General features: G+C 56.9%; 16 protein-coding genes. 5 read left to right on the top strand and 11 right to left on the bottom strand.

Annotated elements, in window-relative coordinates; genetic code table 11:
* Window positions 1–6 precede the first annotated feature (6 nt).
* Together ACIQZK_RS00220 and ACIQZK_RS00215 are read left to right on the top strand one after the other, a co-directional pair.
* The gene (locus ACIQZK_RS00220) at window positions 7–375 is read left to right on the top strand and encodes a dihydroneopterin aldolase (RefSeq protein ID WP_397574374.1); all 369 of its coding nucleotides are present in this window, start codon (window positions 7–9) and stop codon (window positions 373–375) included.
* Window positions 372–1,127, top strand: a complete 756-nt coding sequence (locus ACIQZK_RS00215) for an SDR family oxidoreductase (protein ID WP_397574373.1) — start codon at window positions 372–374, stop codon at window positions 1,125–1,127. Before ACIQZK_RS00220 ends, ACIQZK_RS00215 begins: the two co-directional genes overlap by 4 nt.
* Here ACIQZK_RS00215 and ACIQZK_RS00210 read toward each other — a convergent pair.
* From ACIQZK_RS00210 to ACIQZK_RS00195, 4 genes are all read right to left on the bottom strand, one after another.
* Complete coding sequence (locus ACIQZK_RS00210) at window positions 1,124–2,875, bottom strand: hypothetical protein (protein ID WP_397574372.1); 1,752 nt, start codon at window positions 2,873–2,875, stop codon at window positions 1,124–1,126. The two genes, ACIQZK_RS00215 and ACIQZK_RS00210, sit on opposite strands and share 4 nt — an antisense overlap.
* The gene (locus tag ACIQZK_RS00205) at window positions 2,868–4,709 is read right to left on the bottom strand and encodes a hypothetical protein (RefSeq protein ID WP_397574371.1); all 1,842 of its coding nucleotides are present in this window, start codon (window positions 4,707–4,709) and stop codon (window positions 2,868–2,870) included. Before ACIQZK_RS00205 ends, ACIQZK_RS00210 begins: the two co-directional genes overlap by 8 nt.
* Window positions 4,710–4,711: 2 nt before the next feature.
* The gene (locus tag ACIQZK_RS00200) at window positions 4,712–5,131 is read right to left on the bottom strand and encodes a GtrA family protein (protein ID WP_397574370.1); all 420 of its coding nucleotides are present in this window, start codon (window positions 5,129–5,131) and stop codon (window positions 4,712–4,714) included.
* A gap of 63 nt (window positions 5,132–5,194) precedes the next feature.
* On the bottom strand, window positions 5,195–6,811 hold the full coding sequence (locus ACIQZK_RS00195) for an NAD(P)/FAD-dependent oxidoreductase (RefSeq protein WP_397574450.1): 1,617 nt from the start codon (window positions 6,809–6,811) through the stop codon (window positions 5,195–5,197).
* A gap of 366 nt (window positions 6,812–7,177) precedes the next feature.
* Between ACIQZK_RS00195 and ACIQZK_RS00190 the strand changes: the two genes are divergently transcribed.
* Window positions 7,178–8,719 (top strand): DEAD/DEAH box helicase, encoded by a 1,542-nt coding sequence (locus ACIQZK_RS00190; protein WP_397574369.1) that lies wholly within the window; start codon window positions 7,178–7,180, stop codon window positions 8,717–8,719.
* 98 nt (window positions 8,720–8,817) lie between these two features.
* Here ACIQZK_RS00190 and purH read toward each other — a convergent pair whose 3' ends face one another.
* The 5 genes from purH to ACIQZK_RS00165 all read right to left on the bottom strand — a co-directional run bounded on the left by purH (window position 8,818) and on the right by ACIQZK_RS00165 (window position 14,797).
* On the bottom strand, window positions 8,818–10,407 hold the full coding sequence (purH, locus tag ACIQZK_RS00185; RefSeq protein ID WP_397574368.1) for a bifunctional phosphoribosylaminoimidazolecarboxamide formyltransferase/IMP cyclohydrolase: 1,590 nt from the start codon (window positions 10,405–10,407) through the stop codon (window positions 8,818–8,820).
* A 4-nt stretch (window positions 10,408–10,411) separates the two neighbouring features.
* Window positions 10,412–12,130 carry a heparinase II/III family protein gene (locus tag ACIQZK_RS00180; RefSeq protein WP_397574367.1) on the bottom strand — a complete coding sequence of 573 codons (1,719 nt, stop codon included), beginning with the start codon at window positions 12,128–12,130 and terminating at the stop codon, window positions 10,412–10,414.
* Window positions 12,127–12,789, bottom strand: coding sequence for a ribulose-phosphate 3-epimerase (gene rpe, locus ACIQZK_RS00175; protein WP_397574366.1), 663 nt, complete (start codon window positions 12,787–12,789; stop codon window positions 12,127–12,129). The genes ACIQZK_RS00180 and rpe overlap by 4 nt, the downstream gene beginning before the upstream one ends.
* Before the next feature lie 60 nt (window positions 12,790–12,849).
* Window positions 12,850–13,380, bottom strand: coding sequence for a GNAT family N-acetyltransferase (locus ACIQZK_RS00170; RefSeq protein WP_397574365.1), 531 nt, complete (start codon window positions 13,378–13,380; stop codon window positions 12,850–12,852).
* Window positions 13,381–13,528: 148 nt separating this feature from the next.
* Window positions 13,529–14,797: an RsmB/NOP family class I SAM-dependent RNA methyltransferase gene (locus ACIQZK_RS00165; RefSeq protein WP_397574364.1), complete on the bottom strand. Its 1,269-nt coding sequence runs from the start codon at window positions 14,795–14,797 to the stop codon at window positions 13,529–13,531.
* Between the two features lie 137 nt (window positions 14,798–14,934).
* On the opposite strand from ACIQZK_RS00165, the gene ACIQZK_RS00160 reads away from it, so the two are divergent.
* Window positions 14,935–15,099, top strand: coding sequence for a DUF1674 domain-containing protein (locus ACIQZK_RS00160; protein WP_183942161.1), 165 nt, complete (start codon window positions 14,935–14,937; stop codon window positions 15,097–15,099).
* Window positions 15,100–15,146: 47 nt separating this feature from the next.
* On the opposite strand, the gene ACIQZK_RS00155 is transcribed toward ACIQZK_RS00160, so the two are convergent.
* Entirely contained in the window at window positions 15,147–15,578 is a 432-nt protein-coding gene (locus tag ACIQZK_RS00155) for an acyl-CoA thioesterase (RefSeq protein WP_397574363.1), read from the bottom strand.
* Entirely contained in the window at window positions 15,545–17,629 is a 2,085-nt protein-coding gene (locus ACIQZK_RS00150) for a S9 family peptidase (RefSeq protein ID WP_397574362.1), read from the bottom strand. The genes ACIQZK_RS00155 and ACIQZK_RS00150 overlap by 34 nt, the downstream gene beginning before the upstream one ends.
* A 126-nt stretch (window positions 17,630–17,755) precedes the next feature.
* On the opposite strand from ACIQZK_RS00150, the gene ACIQZK_RS00145 reads away from it, so the two are divergent.
* Window positions 17,756–19,558 (top strand): aminopeptidase P family protein, encoded by a 1,803-nt coding sequence (locus tag ACIQZK_RS00145; protein ID WP_397574361.1) that lies wholly within the window; start codon window positions 17,756–17,758, stop codon window positions 19,556–19,558.
* Window positions 19,559–19,572 lie beyond the last annotated feature (14 nt).

Here is a 19,572-nt window from a genome sequence, read left to right as displayed (position 1 = left end):
AGTGATATGACCGATAGCCTCATTCTCGAAGTACATGACCTTGTGGTCAATGTACTGACAGGCATTTACAGCCAGGAAACGCACCTGCCCCAGCCGCTGCGTATTTCGATTAGCGCAACGCTGGATATGGCTCCGCATTATGCGCCGGACACGCCGCTGTCGGCGTCGAAAAATTATATGACGTTGAAAGAGGCTGCGACGCTGTTGCCCAATGATGTGCACTTCACGCTCATCGAAGCCGTCGCCGATCATATCATGGATAATCTGTTTGCTGACGACCCGCGCATTAGCCACATCGTCGTCAAAATCGTGAAACTCGCCATCGCCGAAGATAATGAATCGATTGGCATTACAATGTCGCGGAGCCGCAAGTGACAACGGCGCCGCTTGCAATTGTTACAGGCGGCAAGCGTCGGCTAGGGGCCGAAATCGCATCTAAGCTTGCGGATGCGGGTTACGCGTTGGCACTGGTGAGCCATCTCGATTCACAGCCCGAAGAAAAGCTTCTGGCGACGCTGCAAAAAAACGAGTGCGAATGGCAACGTTTTACCTTTGACCTGAGCACCGGCGACCCGGCCAATCTCGTTGAAATGATAACAACGCATTTTGGCCGCGCACCTCAGGTTCTGGTGAATAGCGCCGCGATGTTTGGGCAGGATGATTGGGAGTCGATGTCGTTCGAAACGCTGGAGGCGCATTTCCGGCTGAACCTGTTTGCCCCACTGTTGCTCGCCAAAGCTGTTGTCGATGCCGCGGGCGCTGACGTGCGGCCAGCAATCGTCAATATTCTCGACCAGCGCGTCGTCAATCCGCACCGCGACCAGATTAGCTACACGCTCTCCAAGCAGGCGCTGGCAGCGTCGGTACGGTCCATGGCTGCGTCTTTTGCAGGGCGCGCACGCTATAATGGCGTCGCACCGGGGCTCGTCATATCAACCGATGACTATACCGAAGAACAAGAGCTCCGATTGGCGGACATGATGCCACTGGGCGCGCTTCCATCGCCATCCGCTGTTGCCGATGCGGTGGTTTATTTGGCAAAAGCGCAAGACGTTACCGGGCAAATCATCTTCGTTGATGGCGGGGCGCATCTCAAAAGCTTCGACCGCGATTTCATGCACCTTTAACGCACGCGCCAGACCCTGATTCCCTTGCCTTTTGCGGGCAGCGGCTCAAGCCAGTCCGGCACATGTCCCTTGGCAATTTGTCCCCACAGGCCCTTCGGATGTTTCCGGGCATAATAATCAAGCCCCCCGTCGTCAGGGCAGAGCGCAACATAATTGATACCGCGCGCGGCTATCAATTGCTTGGCAACATCGGGGCGCGACCGGAGAATTTCGATGTGATCGTGCATCGCTTTTTGATTGCGATGATGGCCGCTCGCCAAAACGCTGTGCGCGGTTTGAACCAGGACCATTGGCGCCATATTCAACGGAACCAGAAATTGTCCGCGCGGTAGATCGGATAATGTTGCGACCGACTGCGCGGATTCGCATGACATCAACTTCGCATCTGAACGCGCGTCATCCGCAGACGTCAGTTGTGGCAAGACATTGAGAACAACGTATGCATAAGATCCAGGCGCCATCAAAAAGACCATGACAGCGACATAGAAAATGCGGTGCTTTTGCACCCCGCTTTGCCGATATACCCCAAAGATGTGTACGATAAGCGCAGCAACAGGCACCACGGCATAGGCCGCAGCCACCGAGCTCGTCCGGGAAACAAATAGCGACAGGACAAGCGCATATAGACTGAAGAAGCCGACGACCCATAATTTTGATCGATACGTTTTGTCCACTTTTCGGGTCAGAACTAGGCAGCTGACAAGTCCTGCAATTGGTGCCGCCATCACAAACGCGATGGTGGGCAGGTCATGATGCCAAATCGGCATCCCTTCGTTCACATACACATACCAATAGTCCCGCACGAGCGGATCCAGAGTACTGAACGGACCGTTCAAACATTCAGGTGCGCGCAACACGAGTACAGCAGCAGCAGCGCCTCCTGCAGTAGCCATGACCAAGACACGCGCCAGCTCAGATTGGGGAGCAATGTACAGACCCGGGATCATGATCGCTGCGGCCGCGAGAATTGCCAATACATGTGGCGGCGAAACCGTATCGCAATATGTCGATGCGCCCAGGCCCTGCGTCTGCGTGCCAAAAAATAGAACCAGTGATGACAAAGCGAACGCGCCAATCGTCCAAAACAGACGGGCTGATTCATCGGGTTTGGTCAGCCATTGCCAACCCAGGAACAGGAAAAAGGCCGCGGACATTGGCGCGCCTTCGAGCGATATATGGAGCCATATCGCAAGTGCTGCCCCCAAAACCAATCCCGCCATGCGCGCATGCCCATAAAATAATGATGCCAACGCCAGTACGGCCATCGCGATTTGCCAGCCATGATGGTCAATACGCATTGGCCGCAATTGCACGCTGAGCGGGACGGACATTGCGGTGATAATCGCTGCAGCAATGGCTGCACGTTCGCCACCTACGTGCCAAGCGGTGCGGGCCAGAAGCATGATTATAGTGCCGAACAGCAGCAGAGGCACCGCAGTCGACGCAACTATTTCAGCAACAGTCTGGCCGAACATCGGTGTGAGCAGTAACGTTATCGCGGCCAAGGGCAGCTCAATGAGCCGTGACCAATGCATCGGCGCGCCATCGGGCGGGTTCATCCGGTACTGCCGGTTATCGAACCAGCTTTGGCCATTCAAAAAGTCTCGTAATTGCACCAAGCGCAATTGGTCGTCGGGGTCCCAGCCGCTGCCCGAACTAATGATGGGCCAGCTGCCGATAACAAGGTAAATGGATAGCAACACCCATATGCCCAAAACGATCTGCGCGCGTGGAGTACGTTCAATCATATTCGGCACGTATGTCGGGCAATTGTGTGCGGTCTACCGCATAGATCTGAAACGGGCCTATATCTGGCTGCCGTTTGAGCCAGGCGGGGACCCGTCCGCCACGCAGTTGCGCAAGCAAACCTTTCGGCGCCTTACGAGCATATAATGCCAGCTCGTAGCTGCCGTCGCACGTAATGAGATACCGGATGCGGCGCGCAACAATAACTTGTGCTGCTTGATCCGGTACACCTGTGAAGGTCCGAATAACATCAGCCATTGCCGCCTGATTGCGATGGTGGCCCGATGCCACAACAACATGCCGGGTAAATTGCAAGATAGCCGGATTGGTATCTAGTGTGGCCATAACAGGCGAAGGGGGTAGACGGTCCAATGCCGCAATCGCCGTGGTTTTCTGACACCGCCAAGTCTGTTTTCCAAAATTTCTGTTGAGCCTGTCCAAAGCCGGATCGGCCTTCGCCTCGGCTGCATTTCGCTCGTCTATGATAAACTGCGCGGACACATTTGGCATCGCCAACAAAATGGCACCGATCCGTAGAGCCATGCGCAGAATGACATTTTTGTAACTCTCGGCGGTAATAAAACCGCCCACCAAGGTCGCTGCCAGAAAAAGGTTGGCCACCATCATCGCGTACACCGCCGTTCGGCTCACGAATGCGCCGATTATGACTGTGCCAAGGAACAACAGTGCCATCCGAATCTTGTCAGCTTTCAACAATTGCTTGTTGAACAACAAGACCAACGCAAGCGCCACACAGCCAACTAGTATGTAGGCATATTGCTGGATCGCGAAGTCGAGTGGCGCGGCCCAAAGCGGCAGTCCTTCGGGGACACTCTCAAACCAATATTCACGCACCAGCGGATCAAGTCTGGCAAATGCGTCACCTGCGCATTGCGGTGCTATTGACAGCAACATCGCAGCCCCACTGACTGCCGCTGCTGCGCATGCAGCCAGCCGAAAATAAACTGTCGCAAAAATGGCGGCTGCCTTTTCCAAAAGGACCGCCGCGATGATCACAGCAGCCATTACGGACAGCGCTGCAATATGTACGGGAGATAGCGCATCGCAGAAATTGGAAGCTGACCAGCGTTCGGTGATGCTGAAAAATACAAGCGCCCCGATTGCGATGGATGCCAAAGCGACCGGAAATCGCAGTCGCCCGTGATCCGAAACTGCCGCAAGCTGCGGGAACACCCAGCCCAGCGCAGAAATGCCTAGAGCCAATGCCGCGAAGGGCAAGCCCTCGATCGAAATCTCGATCCACAAAGCGCATGCTAAGCCCAATACGACCGCTGACCAAATCTTGGTATGTCGGTCAAACAAAGCCCACAGTGCAACTACGAAACACACAATCTGCCATCCGTGATGATCAATGCGCATGGGTATCATTTGCGTCGTAAATGGAGCGATCGTGATAACCAAAGCAGTGGCCACAACTGCAACAGTCGCTCCAAAAAGACGGCGGGCGCCCAGCGCATAAAACCAGAGGGCAACACCAAGGGTGAGCAACGGTACAATGCTGGCAGAAACCTGCTCGGCAATTGCTTGCCCCATAACCGGCGTCAGCAGCCGTATGAATAATGCGAGTGGCACATCGACAAGTCGTGACCAATGCATGTCACCGCCGGCGGGGGCATTCATGCGGTATTGCGTAATGTCCCACCAGCTTTGCCCCGCAACCCAATCGCGTACTTGAAGTATGCGCATCTGGTCATCGGGGTCGCCCATTTTCCAAGCCGAAATTGCGTCACGCGAAATGAGTGCAATGCCAAAAGCGGCGCAAAGCCAGATGCCGACTATCAGCCGGGCAAAATGTCGTTCGGTAAAATTAACCACGGCTATTGCACCGACGCTTGCCGGAAAATGACGACGTTGCGCAGAAGATAGGTGAGCAAAAATGACGTCGTGATAGCAACGACTTTCGCAATGCGCGCATCGATGCCCAATGCCGTGCCCGCGCCGACCACAATCATGGTCAGGACAAGGCCCATGAGGGCAGAGGCCAGAAACATCGCCTTTTGCTGCGTGCGGGCAATGGTGCCTTTTTCCGAAACCCTATCGTGAAACACCTTTCGGCTGGATAAAATCCAGTGCGCGAATATGCCGACTGAATAGCCAAAAGCAGATGCCGCCGTTGCCGGCATGCCCGTTTCCAGCACGAGCAGGAAGACGGTCATATCGGTTGCAAGTGCACATACACTTACCGCCACATAACGCAGGAAGACATTGCCGCGTAATTGGTTCGCCAGTTTAATCACCCGTGCACCCCCTGAATTGGTTCCGCAATCATGCAGGCGGCTTGGCTGCCTGCATGTTGATCCTTAAGCGGCCTTACTGATATCGCTGGCGTTAGGCTGACCGACAGGGGCGATCCGCTGTGGTACGTCGCGTTCCGACGTAAGCGCCGCGGCTTGGTCTTCGGTAACCTTGACCGCAATGACGTGCTGTTCGCCTTCGTCGCCTGCCTCATGATATTCGGCATCTTCGTTAACGTTCCAGATATTGTACACGCGGCTTCCCGCGGCGATGTTTTCGACCGTCAACATGGCGGTCATCATCGCATGGTCTTGGTTGTTGTAACGGTGCATGCCGTTCCGCCCGACCATGTGTAGCGTTGGATAGCGCGTTTCCAGTTCGTTACGCATCGCTTCGACATTGGTAGCATAATCATCGTCATAGACGGGATATGCCTTTTCCTGACGGACAACCGCGCCACCCACAACATCTTCCGCCTTGCACAAACCGAGAATGGCCATTTCCGTCTTGGCGAGCTCAATCAGGTCGGCATCGGTTGACGCCCACAGATTGTCATTTTCGAAGCAGAAATATTCAAGACCGACGCACGCGATGGATGGGTCTGGCACCATCTCGGGTGACCAGCTGCGGAAGTTTTGCACGCGGCCAACCTGCACTTTGCTGTCGTGAATGTAGATCCAGTTGTCCGGGAACAAATCGTCCGAGCGGATCATCAGTGCCACCGTCAAAAAGTCACGATAGCGCAGGTTATTTGCCTGCAACGATGTTTGCGGAAGCGGATGGATACGTGCCGACAGCTCGCGCATCGGTGCACTGCTGATGACATGCTTTGCGGTAATCACCGCCTCGCTGCCATCGGTTTTGGATGCAGTCATGCGCCAGTCGCCATTTGCATCTTGCGCGAGTTGCTTAAAGCTATGGCCCATTAACACCGTGTTGCCCTTCGCCACGACAAAGTCGCGCGCGGCATCCCACATCATTCCGGGTCCAAGGCGCGGATAACGGAATGTCTCCAACAATGTCTTGGTTTCCATGCCGTCATTGGGCTTTTTATTCAGACCGAACGATCGCTTGAGTCCGTCAAGGACGGCGGCGCCAAGGCTCAGGCCTTTGATACGCTGCGCTGCCCAGTCGGCGGACATTTCGTCGCACGGCATGCCCCAAACCTTTTCGGTGTAGGTTTTGAAGAAGATCGAAAACAGCTTGTGACCAAACTGGTTTACCGTCCAATCTTGAAAGCTGCGGACATTTTTATTCGGAAAGGCTTTGGCCTTCACATAGCTCGCCATGCACAGCGTTGATCGGATAATGCCAAGGTTGAACAAGGCTTCGAACGCGCGCAGCGGATAGCTGTAGAATTTGCCTTCATAATAGATCCGGCTCATGCGCGGACGTTGAATGAAGTCATCGGGCAAAATCTCGTTCCACAAATCGACCACTTCTTTCGATTTGGAAAAAAAGCGGTGGCCGCCGATGTCAAAGCGATATCCGTCAACTTCGACCGTGCGGCTGATGCCGCCGACATAGCGTTCATCTTTTTCGATGACGGTGACGCTATACCCCTTTTTCGTCAGCAAATAAGCGGCGGTTAGGCCGGCGGGTCCTGCCCCGATGATTGCTACGTCTACTGCTGTCTGGTCCTGCACTGCCATAAATACCCCTGAGAGAAGCTCTGGGGAAATCAGTGAACGAAATGCCCTAATAGATGGTTAACGAGGCGTTACGAATCGTCGTTATGTGCACAGCTGTCGCGACTGATTATTGCGCAAATGCACAAATAACTTGCGTTTGGTGCCCCATTAAGCCAATAGGCCGCCAAGCGCATGAGGCGAGCGGACGATACCGCCGCAGTATTGGCAGCGTGAGGGCCGCAACAAGTGGCTCCGCCAATCGAACAAGATGCGTAAGCTTAGAGGCTTCCCATATCACGCAGGGTTGTTTCCAACGGGTCAGCATAAGCTGCTCCCGAACACCTGCTGTTGCGCCCGTGCTGTCCTGTTTCAAGGATCGGCATCATGGGGCTGCGACGACCATTTGAAAGTATATATATGTCTTTTTTCCAAGACCTGGGCCTTGCCCAACCTATCCTTAAGGCGCTTGAAGCTGCGGGATATGATACCCCAACGCCAATCCAGCAACAGTCGATCCCGCCATTGCTGCAAGGCCGTGACCTGTGCGGTATCGCGCAAACCGGAACCGGTAAGACTGCGGCATTCGCTTTGCCATCGCTGCACCATTTCGCAACAAAGCCAAAAGCGCGTCAGCAATATAGCTGCCGTATGCTGGTGCTGTCGCCAACCCGCGAGCTTGCGGCACAGATCGCCGACAGCTTCCGCACCTATGGCAAATTCCTTGGCCTGAAGGTGGATTGCGTCTTTGGCGGCATGCCCATTTTCAGCCAGAAAAAACGTCTTGCTGGCGGCGTCGATATTCTGGTTGCGACACCGGGCCGTCTGATCGATTTAATCGAGCAACGCGCGATAACGTTGAAGGACGTCGAAATCTTCGTCCTCGATGAAGCGGACCAGATGATGGACCTTGGCTTCATTCATGCGTTGAAGCGTATTGACCAATTGCTGCCAAAGCAGCGTCAGACATTGTTCTTCTCGGCAACCATGCCAAAGGCGATTGCTGAACTCGGCAACCGTTTCCTGAACAATCCTGTGCGTGTGTCGGTTGCACCCGCGGCAACCACGGCAGAGCGTGTTGAACAATTCGTGACCTTTGTCGAACAGCGCGAAAAGCAGACTTTGCTGACGCTCAAGTTGCAAAGCGAAGAGATTGACCGTGCACTTGTGTTCACGCGCACCAAGCATGGCGCGGACCGCGTTGTGCGTGGCCTTGCCGGTGCGGGCATCCAATCAGCCGCCATTCACGGCAACAAAAGCCAAGGCCAGCGTACCGCTGCGCTGCAGGCATTTCGTGACGGCAAAATCAAAATCCTCGTCGCAACCGATATTGCCGCGCGCGGCATCGACGTTCCCGGCGTGAGCCATGTGTTCAACTTCGAACTGCCCAATGTGCCTGAACAATATGTGCACCGCATCGGTCGTACCGCGCGTGCGGGCCGTGAAGGCATCGCGATGAGCTTTGTTGCCGGTGATGAGCGTGGCTATATGAAGGATATTGAGCGTCTAACCGGCGTGCGCGCCATGACGCTTGGTCTTCCTGAAGGCTTCCGCGCCGCTGTTGCCGCATTACCACCCCCCGTTGCCGACAAGAAACCACAACAGGCCCGTGGCGGTCGCGGTGGCGGTCAACCCGGTGGCGGTCGCACCAACTATGCTGGCAAGAAATTGGGCGGCAACAATGGCGGCACTGGTTTGAACGGTGAAACCCGCAACCGGACGCATGCACCACAAGGTGGATGGCAGCCAGCCATCGGACCGCGTGACGGCAGCCGTGAAGGCAGCCGCGATGCGCGTCCACGTAGCGACAATGCCGCCAGCGGTGACCGTCGTCCTACCGCCGACCGTGCATTTGCCGCGCGCAGCGAAAACCGTCGCGATCCCGGCGCACCAGCGCGGAACTATGGTCCTAAAAAGGGCGGTAACGGAAACTACAGAGGTTCCGTGAAACGCGCTGGGTAATTTGACTCCAGGGCGTCACCCTGAACTTGTTTCAGGATAGCAAACAAACGTAGCGCGTTATCCTGAAACAAGTTCAGGATGACGCGTCGCTATTTTTATCAATGCCGGAAGTGGCGCATTCCGGTGAAGACCATGGCCAGACCAGCCGCATCAGCAGCGGCGATCACTTCGTCATCCCGCATCGATCCGCCCGGTTGAATGACCGCCGTTGCACCCGCTTCAGCAGCAGCCAACAAACCATCCGCAAACGGGAAAAACGCATCTGACGCCACTGCCGATCCAACGGTACGTGGCGTTGCCCAACCATAAGTTTCGGCGGCTTCGGTTGCCTTAATCGCGGCAATCCGCGCGCTGTCGCGTCGGTTCATTTGGCCTGCGCCAATACCCGCAGTTGCGCCATCCTTGGCATAGACAATCGCGTTCGACTTTACATGCTTGGCCACGGTCCACGCAAAGCGGCAGTCGGCCAGTTCCTGCACCGTTGGTGCACGCTTGGTCACAACCTTGAAATCGCTGTCGGCCACATGACCGTTATCACGAGACTGCACCAAAAGACCGCCCGTGATCGGCTTAATCGACAAGCCGCCCCGCTTTGGATCGGGCAGATCGCCTGTCAACAAAAGCCGCAGATTCTTTTTCTTTGCGAACACCGCCTTTGCGGCATCATCCGCCGATGGCGCGGCAACGACTTCCGTAAAAATTTCGGTAATGGCCTCGGCTGTCGCGCCATCGAGCGGGCGGTTAACCGCGACAATGCCGCCAAATGCCGACACGCTGTCGCACTCGAGCGCCGCGCGGTAGGCGTCGATTAAAGTTTCGCCGGTTGCCACACCGCAGGGGTTGGCATGCTTGACGATGACGACGGTCGGCGGTCCATCGCGAAACTCGCTGACCAGTTCAAGCGCCGCATCAGCGTCATTATAATTATTATAGGACAGTTCTTTGCCCTGCACCTGTTCGGCTTGGGCAATCCCCGATCCATGCGGACCGACAGGCAAATAAAGTGCCGCGCGCTGATGCGGGTTTTCGCCATAACGCAATTCGGTTTCGCGATTTCCGTTCACGGCAAGCATATCGGGGAACAGCTGCTGCTGATCCGCAAAAGCGAACCATTGGCTGATCATGCTGTCATATGCCGCGGTCGCCGAATAGGCTTTGGCCGCACATTTGCGGCGGAAGTCATAGCTTGTTTTGCCGCCGCTTTCCTCCAGCTCTGCGATCAGATTATCATAATCGGATGGGTCGGTAAGGATCGTAACATATGCGTGGTTCTTCGCGGCGCTGCGCACCATCGACGGTCCACCAATGTCGATATTCTCGATGATTTCATCCCGCGACGCGCCCTTCGCCACGGTTTGCGCAAAGGGATAAAGGTTCACGACGACAAGGTCGATTGCACCAATGTCATGTTCCTTCATCGACGCCGCGTGTTCGGCATTGTCGCGAACCGCAAGCAATCCGCCATGCACTTTTGGATGCAGCGTTTTGACGCGGCCGTCCATCATTTCGGGAAAACCGGTAAGCTCGCTAATGTCCTTCACCTGAAGCCCTGCATCACGCAGTGTTTTGGCGGTACCACCGGTGGAGACCAGTTCGACATGGCGCGCGGCCAAAGCATGTCCAAGTTCAACCAATCCCGCCTTGTCCGAAACGGACAGTAGGGCACGCTTAATGACGACGTCTTGCATAGATTTATCCTAAATGGCGGAGCTGCCAGCCGATGGTGACGCCGCCTGTACCAGTGTCCGTGGTAATCACAAGTTGGCGGGTGGGGTGGGGACGGCCATTTTGGTCAACCCAGAGGCTGTCATCCACAGATAATTGACCGTCAGATGCCATAAATGCCCAATTGCTGCCGTTGGCCATCCGCAAAAACACCGCTTGTGGACTGTCGGAAGCGACGATTTCGATTTCTGGTCCAAGATGAAAACGGACATGGACCGGCATGCCTTCTTTTGGGTTGCCCTGAGGGAGCAAAGTGTCTTCTCCGCGCAGATCCATGCCATCGGAGCGCAGGATCAACAATCGCGTGTGGCTATAGCCAAAGGTCCGAACGTAACCGTCATGGCTTGCCTCAATACGCGTCGCCTGATCAATATCGCGGCGATCAAGCCCCACTTCGACAACACCTTTACCCAGCTGGCCGCCGGGCAGGATGGCCGTCGAGTTGGTGTCATTCACGCATAATGTCGAATGCGCCGCCGTGGTCCGAAGCCCGCGTGCCAACGCAGCGGGTATCGTTGCACCGACAAGCGCCGCACCACCGCAGTTGACAATCACGCGTTGCCCGCCGTGCGACAATTCAAACGCAAGCGTTGAGGCGCAGCCTGACGCGGACTGACGCGCGAGCGGCGGGGGACCTGCATCCAGCAGCAACACGGACTTGCCCGCAGACACACGCTGATAACCCCAATCGAGTGCCTGCCGATGTGGTCGTGCACGCACTTCGCTGGCGGCCACCAGCGCATCGATATGCGCCGCACCAATATGCGCTGACCCTTGCCACGCGCCAAGGCCGCCATCGGCATGGGTAAGGCCAAGCAACGCTGGCACGGCCCGCCCGAGCGCTTCGAGCAGGAATACAGGCACCGTCTCGCTGCGCGCCGCATAGCATTGCTTGAGCAGGCTGAGCAGGCCGATCAATTCCATAAGCTGAACAGGTGAGCGCGACACCACGCCGCCGTCGGGGAAAATGGTCACCCGCAGCGCGTCAGCCAAGCCGCTCTCGCCAACGGCGCGGCGCACCTTGCCCTCTGGCAACAAAAGCGATGCCGCGACGACGCCTGCCCAGCCCACAGTCTTGCCGAAATGGCTTTGTGCACGCGGGGCTGTTTGATCGAGATGGCGCGCAACCCGGGCGAAATGATTGATGACGCGCGCACGGTAAATGGGGTCCGCACTGCTGAGCAGAAACGGCGATCCCGCTGCCATGTTCATCAAGCGCCATGCACAATTGTCAACGCGCCATGCCGGCTCACGCGTTTTCGTGCCATTGGCCAGCAACCATGCATCGGCTATCTGTGCTGCGACTGGTGCACCTTCGCCGCGATTGGTCGCCGCGGACAAATCACGCAGCCAATCAAATCGGTGAATATAGTCGGTCAGCGACGGCTGAAGCGCGAGCTTGTCATAATCCAACCCGTCGAACGCTTGTTCAAAACCCTGATAATGGAATTTGCCCATGCGCAGCGCCTGCCCGCGCCCGGCATCGCCTTTTAGGGGATCGTTCGGCACCGCGAGCAAGCGCATGGGAACCTTGCCCGTGAGCCTGCCGCTATGCAGCGGCGTGCGCCATGTTAACTTGTAAAATTCGAGAGAAAGGCGCTCGAGAAGAGTTTGGCCCGCGCCTTGGGGCCTAACGATCAACGCCGTTTGCCGTTGCCCATTGTCGCCTTCATCGCCGTCGGTCATTCACCCCTCAGCGCCAAAATGTTGGCCGCATATTGGCCTGCCCCACCCTTGAAGGTCGCGGTTCCGGCAACCAAGGTGTCGGCCCCTGCCGAAATCGCCAGTGGCGCCGTTTGCGTTGTGATGCCGCCGTCAACTTCCAAGCGGATATCGCGGCCTGTTTTGTCGATCATCTTACGAATGGCTTCAATTTTGCGCAGCTGGCTTGAAATGAAGCTCTGGCCGCCAAAACCGGGGTTCACGCTCATCACCAGCACAAGGTCGATGTCGTCGATCAGATAATCCAGCATTTTAGCCGGCGTGTGCGGATTGAGCACGATGCCCGCCATTTTACCCAGCGACTTGATCAACTGCACGGTGCGATGCGGGTGCGGCCCGGCTTCGGGATGGAATGAAATAATATCCGCGCCAGCCTCTGCAAAATCCTGCACATATTGGTCGACGGGCGAAATCATCAAATGCACATCGAACGGCTTTGCGCTGTGTGGGCGAAGCGCCTTTACGACCGCAGGGCCAATGGTGATATTGGGTACAAAATGCCCGTCCATGACATCGACATGGATCCAGTCACATCCAGCGGCATCAATGGCCCGGACTTCTTCTCCCAATCGGGCAAAGTCAGCGGACAAAATCGATGGCGCAATGCGTACAGGGATGGTCATATTTTGCGTTTAGACGTTGGACCGCCCATGGGCAAGCGAGCGGACCGCGTTATACACAGCTTATCGCACGCTTTGGCGCGGCTCACGGCGGTAAACGAACAGGTCACCGATGACATCATGTGACTCCGCAAATTTGGTGAAGCCAATCTTCGCTGCGACACTATGGGAAGCCGCGTTGCCGCGGTCGATGATGCAGCGGATTTCGCCCAAATTCGTTGCGTCTGCCCAGCCAAATATGGCGGTCATCGCCTCGGTCGCATAACCCTTGCCCCAGGCATCGGGCGTAAACGCCCAGCCAGCTTCCGGAAAGCCTTCGAGATCGGTGATGCCGCGTTCAAATTGCGCCAGCCCGCCATTGCCCACAAAGCGTCCGCTCTCGCGCTCGACAAAGGCCCAATAGCCGTAGCCGAACAGCGACCACATGCCGATGCCCTGAAGCATTTTCATCCAGCTTGTATTGCGGCTGCGCGGCTCGCCACCAATAAACGCCGTCATGCGCGGGTCAGCCCAGGCCGCCGCATAATCTTCCCAATGCGCACGCGTCATGGGTTCGATAGAGAGGCGTTCGGTCGTGAGTGTTGGCGCTGTCATGTCTTACCCTCCGATCATAGCGTAGCCCTGAGCAGCATCCGCCGAGCGGGTGCGTCCGTCGAAGGGCGCTTTGCAAACGATAGCCGCCCTTCGACTTTTCGCCAGCGCTTGCGCGCTGACGGCTCAGGGCTTCGGTATTTTTTGTACCTTAACCAGCCCGCAAGAACCGCGCCATGAAAAATCCGTCAAGGCCACCCTGCTCGGCAAGCATTGGGGGCATGGTGCGGACATGGCCCTGTGCATTGGCAACGACGCCCGCTGGCAATTCGTCCGCGGTCGCCGCCAAAGTTGTATATTCCGGCTGCCGCGCAAGAAATGCCTCTGCCTGCGCCTCGCCCTCATGCGGTTCAAGTGAACAGGTCGCGAAGACCAAGGTTCCGCCGGGCTTCAACCATTGCGCCGCACGGTCCAGCATGGCGCTTTGAATCGCGGCCAGATTGTTGATGGCTTTCAAATCAATGCGCTGCAGCACATCGGGATGGCGCCGCATCGTGCCCGTCGCACTGCATGGCGCATCCAGCAATATGGCGTCGAACAACTGCGCCGGTTTCCAATCCATGACGTCGGCATTGACCCGCTCTGCATTCAATTGCGTGCGCTCAAGATTGGCCATCAGACGGTCCATGCGCCGGGCACTGTTATCCAGCGCGGTCACAGTAAAGCCCGCAGCCGAAAGCTGCATGGTCTTGCCGCCGGGGGCCGCACATAAATCCAGCGCCCTTTTGCCTTGTCCATCACCCAGCAAGCGCGCTGGAAGGCTGGCTGCGAGATCCTGCACCCACCATGCGCCTTCGTCATAGCCATCCAATTCTTCGATGGCGGTCCCGCGCGGCAGGCGGACATGTCCGGGCATCAGGCTGACCCCGCCCAGCCGTTCTGCCCACGCCTGCGTGGCTGACGGATCCCGCAAGGCAAGATCAAGCGGCGGCGGTTCTGACAATGCGGCCTGTGCGCCTGCAATCATCGCGTCGCCCCATACCGGATGCCAGCGCATCATCACTGCCTCTGGCAGCGACGGCAGATCGGGCAGCGTGGCTTCGGCGCGCAAGAGCGCCCCCAATACGCCATGCACCAGCCGCCGTGGTCCGCCATCAACCAACGGCAGCGCGGTCGCAATCGCGGCATGGGCGGGCGTGCCCAGCCGCAATATTTGCGCCAGCGCCAGCCGCAATACCATGCGTGCCTTGGCATCATCCGGCAGTGGCTGTTTGGTTTTGCTGTCAATCAATTGGTCGAGATCCACCGACCAGCGCAGCGTTTCTTGCGCAATGGCGATGGCGAGCGCGCGGTCCGGCGGCGACAGCCCTTTGGTCGCATTTGCCGTCGCTTGATCCAACGGTGTGCCCATGCGCATGACGGTATCAAGTAACCGCAATGCGGCGCGGCGGGTCGGAAGTCCGGAAATTTCTTCAGTCATGCAAAGCGCACTAGGCGTCTGCGCCAAACAAGGGAAGAGCGGTTCGATGTCAGGCCATAACCAAGCTTCACCTTGCAAACGGGTGCATCTGCACCGATGTAGGGGTTCACCAAACGCGCTTTCGAAGGAGAAGCTTCATGGGCACGCGCCCTTCACATGTCAAAGCACCCGATTATTTGTCGAAAAGCCCGCCTGTGCCGGCACCGAAAGCGGTTGATCGCGAACCTGAGCCAGATGCAGAAAGACTGGACCCCGTGCGCTATGGTGATTGGGAATTGAAGGGCGTAGCGGTCGATTTTTAACCCGCCTATCGTTCCATCGATATGCCGGCATTCATGCCCCGAGCTAGCTAATGATGAACGCCCATAAACGGCGCTGACACCTCGGGCCGCACGCGCACCAGTCGCCCGGTCGCTTTATCGATCATCGCCCAGGTCGTATTTGCCCGCACAATGACCTTGCCCGCGGCATCGACAAAATCCACCCGCCGGTCAAATTGCGCGCCCTTTGGCTCGCGTTCAATCCAAGTGTTGGCGGTAACGCTTTGCCCGGGTCCGACATTGCCGCGGTAATCAATTTCATGCCGGGTCACGACCCAGAAATAGGCGGCGATATGTTCCGGCGCGGCCACCGCCTGCCAATGCGCTGTCGCCATATCCTGAATCCACCGCACCCAGACGGCATTGTTGACGTGGCCAAGCTCGTCAATGTCATCTGGTTGCGCGGTAAATATGCGCGTGAAAGGCGTCACTTTTGTGATGATGCCATCCCCATTTGCCAAATGATAAACGCCGCCTCTTCGGCATTTTCGCGCAAGCGTTCGAACCGCCCAGACTTGCCGCCATGGCCAGCGCCCATGTTGGTTTTGAGCAGCAGCACATTGTCGTCGGTCTTCATATCGCGCAGCTTGGCGACCATCTTAGCGGGTTCCCAATAGGTCACGCGCGGATCATTCAATCCAGCGGTCCACAGCATGGGCGGGTAAGCCTTTGCCGTGACATTGTCATAGGGGCTATAGCTGCGGATATAGTCGAAGGCGGCCTTGTCAGTGATCGGGTTGCCCCATTCGGGCCATTCGCCCGGCGTCAGCGGCAGATCCTTGTCGAGCATGGTGTTGAGCACATCGACAAAGGCCACATGGCTGACAACGGCGCCAAACAATTCGGGTGCCTGATTGACCACCGCACCCATCAATTCACCGCCCGCCGAACCGCCGCTTGCGGTAACCTTGCCTTTGCCGGTGAAGCCCAGTTCGATCAGGCCTTTCGCCGCATCGACAAAGTCGTTGAACGTGTTGGTGCGCTTGGTCAGCTTGCCATCCAGATACCATTGATAACCAAGGTCGTCGCCGCCACGAATATGCGCGATGGCATAAGCAAAGCCACGGTCGACCATCGACAGTCGGTTGGCCGAAAAGCCCGGCGGCATCGCATAACCATATGCACCATAGGCATAAAGATGCAGCGGCTGGCTGCCGTCTTTTTTGAAACCCTTTTTGGTCAGGATGGACACTGGCACTTTGGCACCATCGCGCGCCGTGATCATCACGCGCTCGGTAACATATTGCGCAGGATCATATCCGCTGGGGATTTCCTGAACCTTCAATGTTTCCAAGCGGCCATCGGCCAGATGGTAATCAAACACCGTGTCGGGCGTGACCATCGATTCATAACCCAGCCGCAGCTTCGTCACATCATATTCGGGGTTATCGCCAAGGCCCGCATCATAGCTGGCCTCAGGAAATTTGATTGGCTGCACCTTGTTGGCATCCGCATAATCCCGGATCTCAACCTGATCGAGGCCATCAATGCGGCCTTCGGTGACGTAGAAATTTTTGAACAGCGACAGCCCCGTCAAATAATGGCGGTCAGACCCGGCAATCAGCGTTTTCCAATCGCCCGGCGTCTTCATGCTGGCGGTCGCGACGCGGAAGTTCACATGATCATCGTTGGTCAAAACATACAGCATGCCATCGCGCACATCGACGCTATATTGGCGTCCCGTCTTGCGTGGGGACACCATGATCGGTGTTGCAGTGGGGTCGCTGGCGGGAACCAGCCGGACTTCGCTCGTCACATTGTCGCCCGTACCAATGACGATCCAATCTTCCTGCGCGGTCAGGCCAACACCAACGCCAAAGCCGATGTCCTGTTCTTTATAAAGCAACTTCGCTTTGGTCAGCTCGTCGCCGATACGGTGGTACCATGCATTGTCGGTGCGCCAGTTTTCATTGGCGAGGCCATAGACAACGCCTTTGCTGTCCGATGACCAGACAATGCCCGACAATGTGCCGGGGATGATGTCGCGCAATTTTTCGCCGGTTTCCAGATTGCGAAAGTGCAGATCAAACCGTTCCGACCCGTTATCGTCGTACGCATATGCCAATATTTTGCCATCGGGGCTGATCTCTGCGGCACCAAGGCGGAAATAGGCTTTGCCCTTGGCGAGTATATTTTCGTCGAGGATGAGCTGTTCCGCACCGCCGGCAACCGCCTTGCGATAATGTTTGCGATATTGCGCGCCTTCTTCGAATTTTGACCAATAGATATAGTCGCCATCCTTTTGCGGGACCGAGCTATCGTCTTCTTTGACGCGGCCTTTCATTTCCTGAAAGATCGTTTCGGTCAGCTGCGCTTGCGGTGCCATCTGTGCTTCAAAATAGGCGTTCTCGGCATTCAGATGCGCGAGTATCTCTTTATCATCGATCGTCGGATAACCCGAATCGCGCAGCCAATGATAATCATCGGTAATTATAACCCCGTGCCACGTGGCGCTATGCGGGCGCTTTTCAGCAACTGGGGGCTTAATTTCACCGGTGGTTTTTTCAGTCATAATGTCTTTCTGGGCAAATGCAGGCGAGGATATTGCAGCAATCGCAACAATGAGTGGGAGCAATGCTTTCATGAGAAGACTTCCTCGCTTATATGGTCTGCACAACCATATGAACGGAAGTACAAGATGTCCACCTACGAAGCCCGCCTTAATGCCTTGCGCGTCCAACTGAAAAAAGATCAGCTCGATGGATTCGTCGTCCCGATTTGCGACGAACATATGTCCGAATATGTCGGGGACTATGCGCAGCGTCTTGGCTGGCTGACTGGATTTGGCGGGTCTGCAGGATCTGCGGTGGTCCTGTCGGAAGAGGCGGCTATTTTCACCGACGGGCGCTACACGCTTCAGGTGCGCGAGCAGGTGGACGGCAACAACTGGCAATATGTCGGCGTGCCGCAGACGAGCATTTCTGATTGGTTGAAGGAACATACCCCCGCAGGCGCGCGCATCGGTTATGACGCATGGGTGCACACAAAGGGCTGGGTCGAAAGCGCGACAGTGGCGTTAAAAGCCAAAGGCGCGGAATTGGTCGCGGTCAAAAGCAACCCGATTGATGCCGTTTGGGCGGACCAGCCCGGCAAAAGCGACGCGAAGTTGATGGTCCATGACGACCGTTTTGCGGGACAAAGCAGCGCCGAAAAACGCGCGGCAGTTGCCGAATGGCTGACGGCCAATGCTTTGGACAGCACGGTGATTTCTGCGCTCGATTCGGTGGCATGGCTCCTGAATGTCCGTGGCTCCGATGTGGCGAATACGCCCGTGGCGCTGAGTTTCGTGCTGGCCCATGCCGATGGCACAGCAGACCTGTTTGTTGCCCCGGAAAAGGTCGGCGATGACGTCCGCGCGCATTTGGGCAATGCCGTGCGCTTGCGCACCCCGGAGGAGTTTGTCCCTGCATTGAAAGCCATGAACGGCAAACGCATCGCCGTAGATCCCGATCGTGCCGTCGCAGCGATATTCGGCGCACTGAAGGATGGCGGCGCAACGATCGTCGAAGCGCGCGACCCGACCATTTTGCCAAAGGCTGTCAAAAACCATGTCGAGCAAGCCGGCCATCGTGCGGCGCAGGCGCGTGACGGCGCAGCGCTTAGCCGCTTCCTGCACTGGATGGGCCAAACCGCGCATCAAGGTGGGTTGGACGAATTGTCCGCTGCGGCGCGGTTGAAATCCTTCCGCGAAGACACCGGCATGCTGCACGATCTGTCCTTCGACACGATTTCAGCCACCGGTCCCAATGGCGCGCATTGCCATTACAAAGTCGACGAGGCGAGCAACCGGGCGATTGAACCCAACAGCATCTATCTGGTCGATAGCGGCGGGCAGTATCTGGACGGCACCACGGACGTAACCCGCACGATCTGGGTCGGACCGGGTTCGCCCACTGCCGAAATGAAGGACCGTTTCACCCGTGTGCTAAAGGGCCACATCGCACTTGCGCTGGCGGTATTCCCCGAAGGCACGCGCGGCGCGCAACTGGACACCATGGCGCGGGCCTCGCTCTGGCAGGCTGGTCTTGATTATGCGCACGGCACGGGCCACGGCGTCGGCAGTTTCCTTGCGGTGCATGAAGGGCCGCAGCGTATTGGGAAATTCTCCGGCGGACAGGCTGGCACAGACGAACCTTTGCAGGCGGGCATGTTCCTCTCCAACGAGCCTGGCTATTACAAAGCCGGTGAATATGGCATCCGCATCGAAAATCTGGTGCTGGTCGAAGAACGCGAAATCGCGGGCGCGGAAGGCCGCTATTTCGGTTTCGAAACGCTCACCTTCGCACCCATTGACAAAACGTTGGTCGATGTCAGCTTGCTCAGCGGCGAGGAACTGCGCTGGTGGAATGATTACCATGCCAAGGTGTTGTCGATTATCGCGCCACAACTGGACGGCGACGCGTTGGCTTGGGCACATGAGGCGTGCGCGCCTTTATCCTAAGCCCCGCCTATCAA

Source organism: Sphingorhabdus sp., from assembly GCF_044338195.1.
GTDB lineage: Bacteria > Pseudomonadota > Alphaproteobacteria > Sphingomonadales > Sphingomonadaceae > Sphingorhabdus_B.
This window is presented reverse-complemented; position numbering and strand designations above follow the sequence as displayed.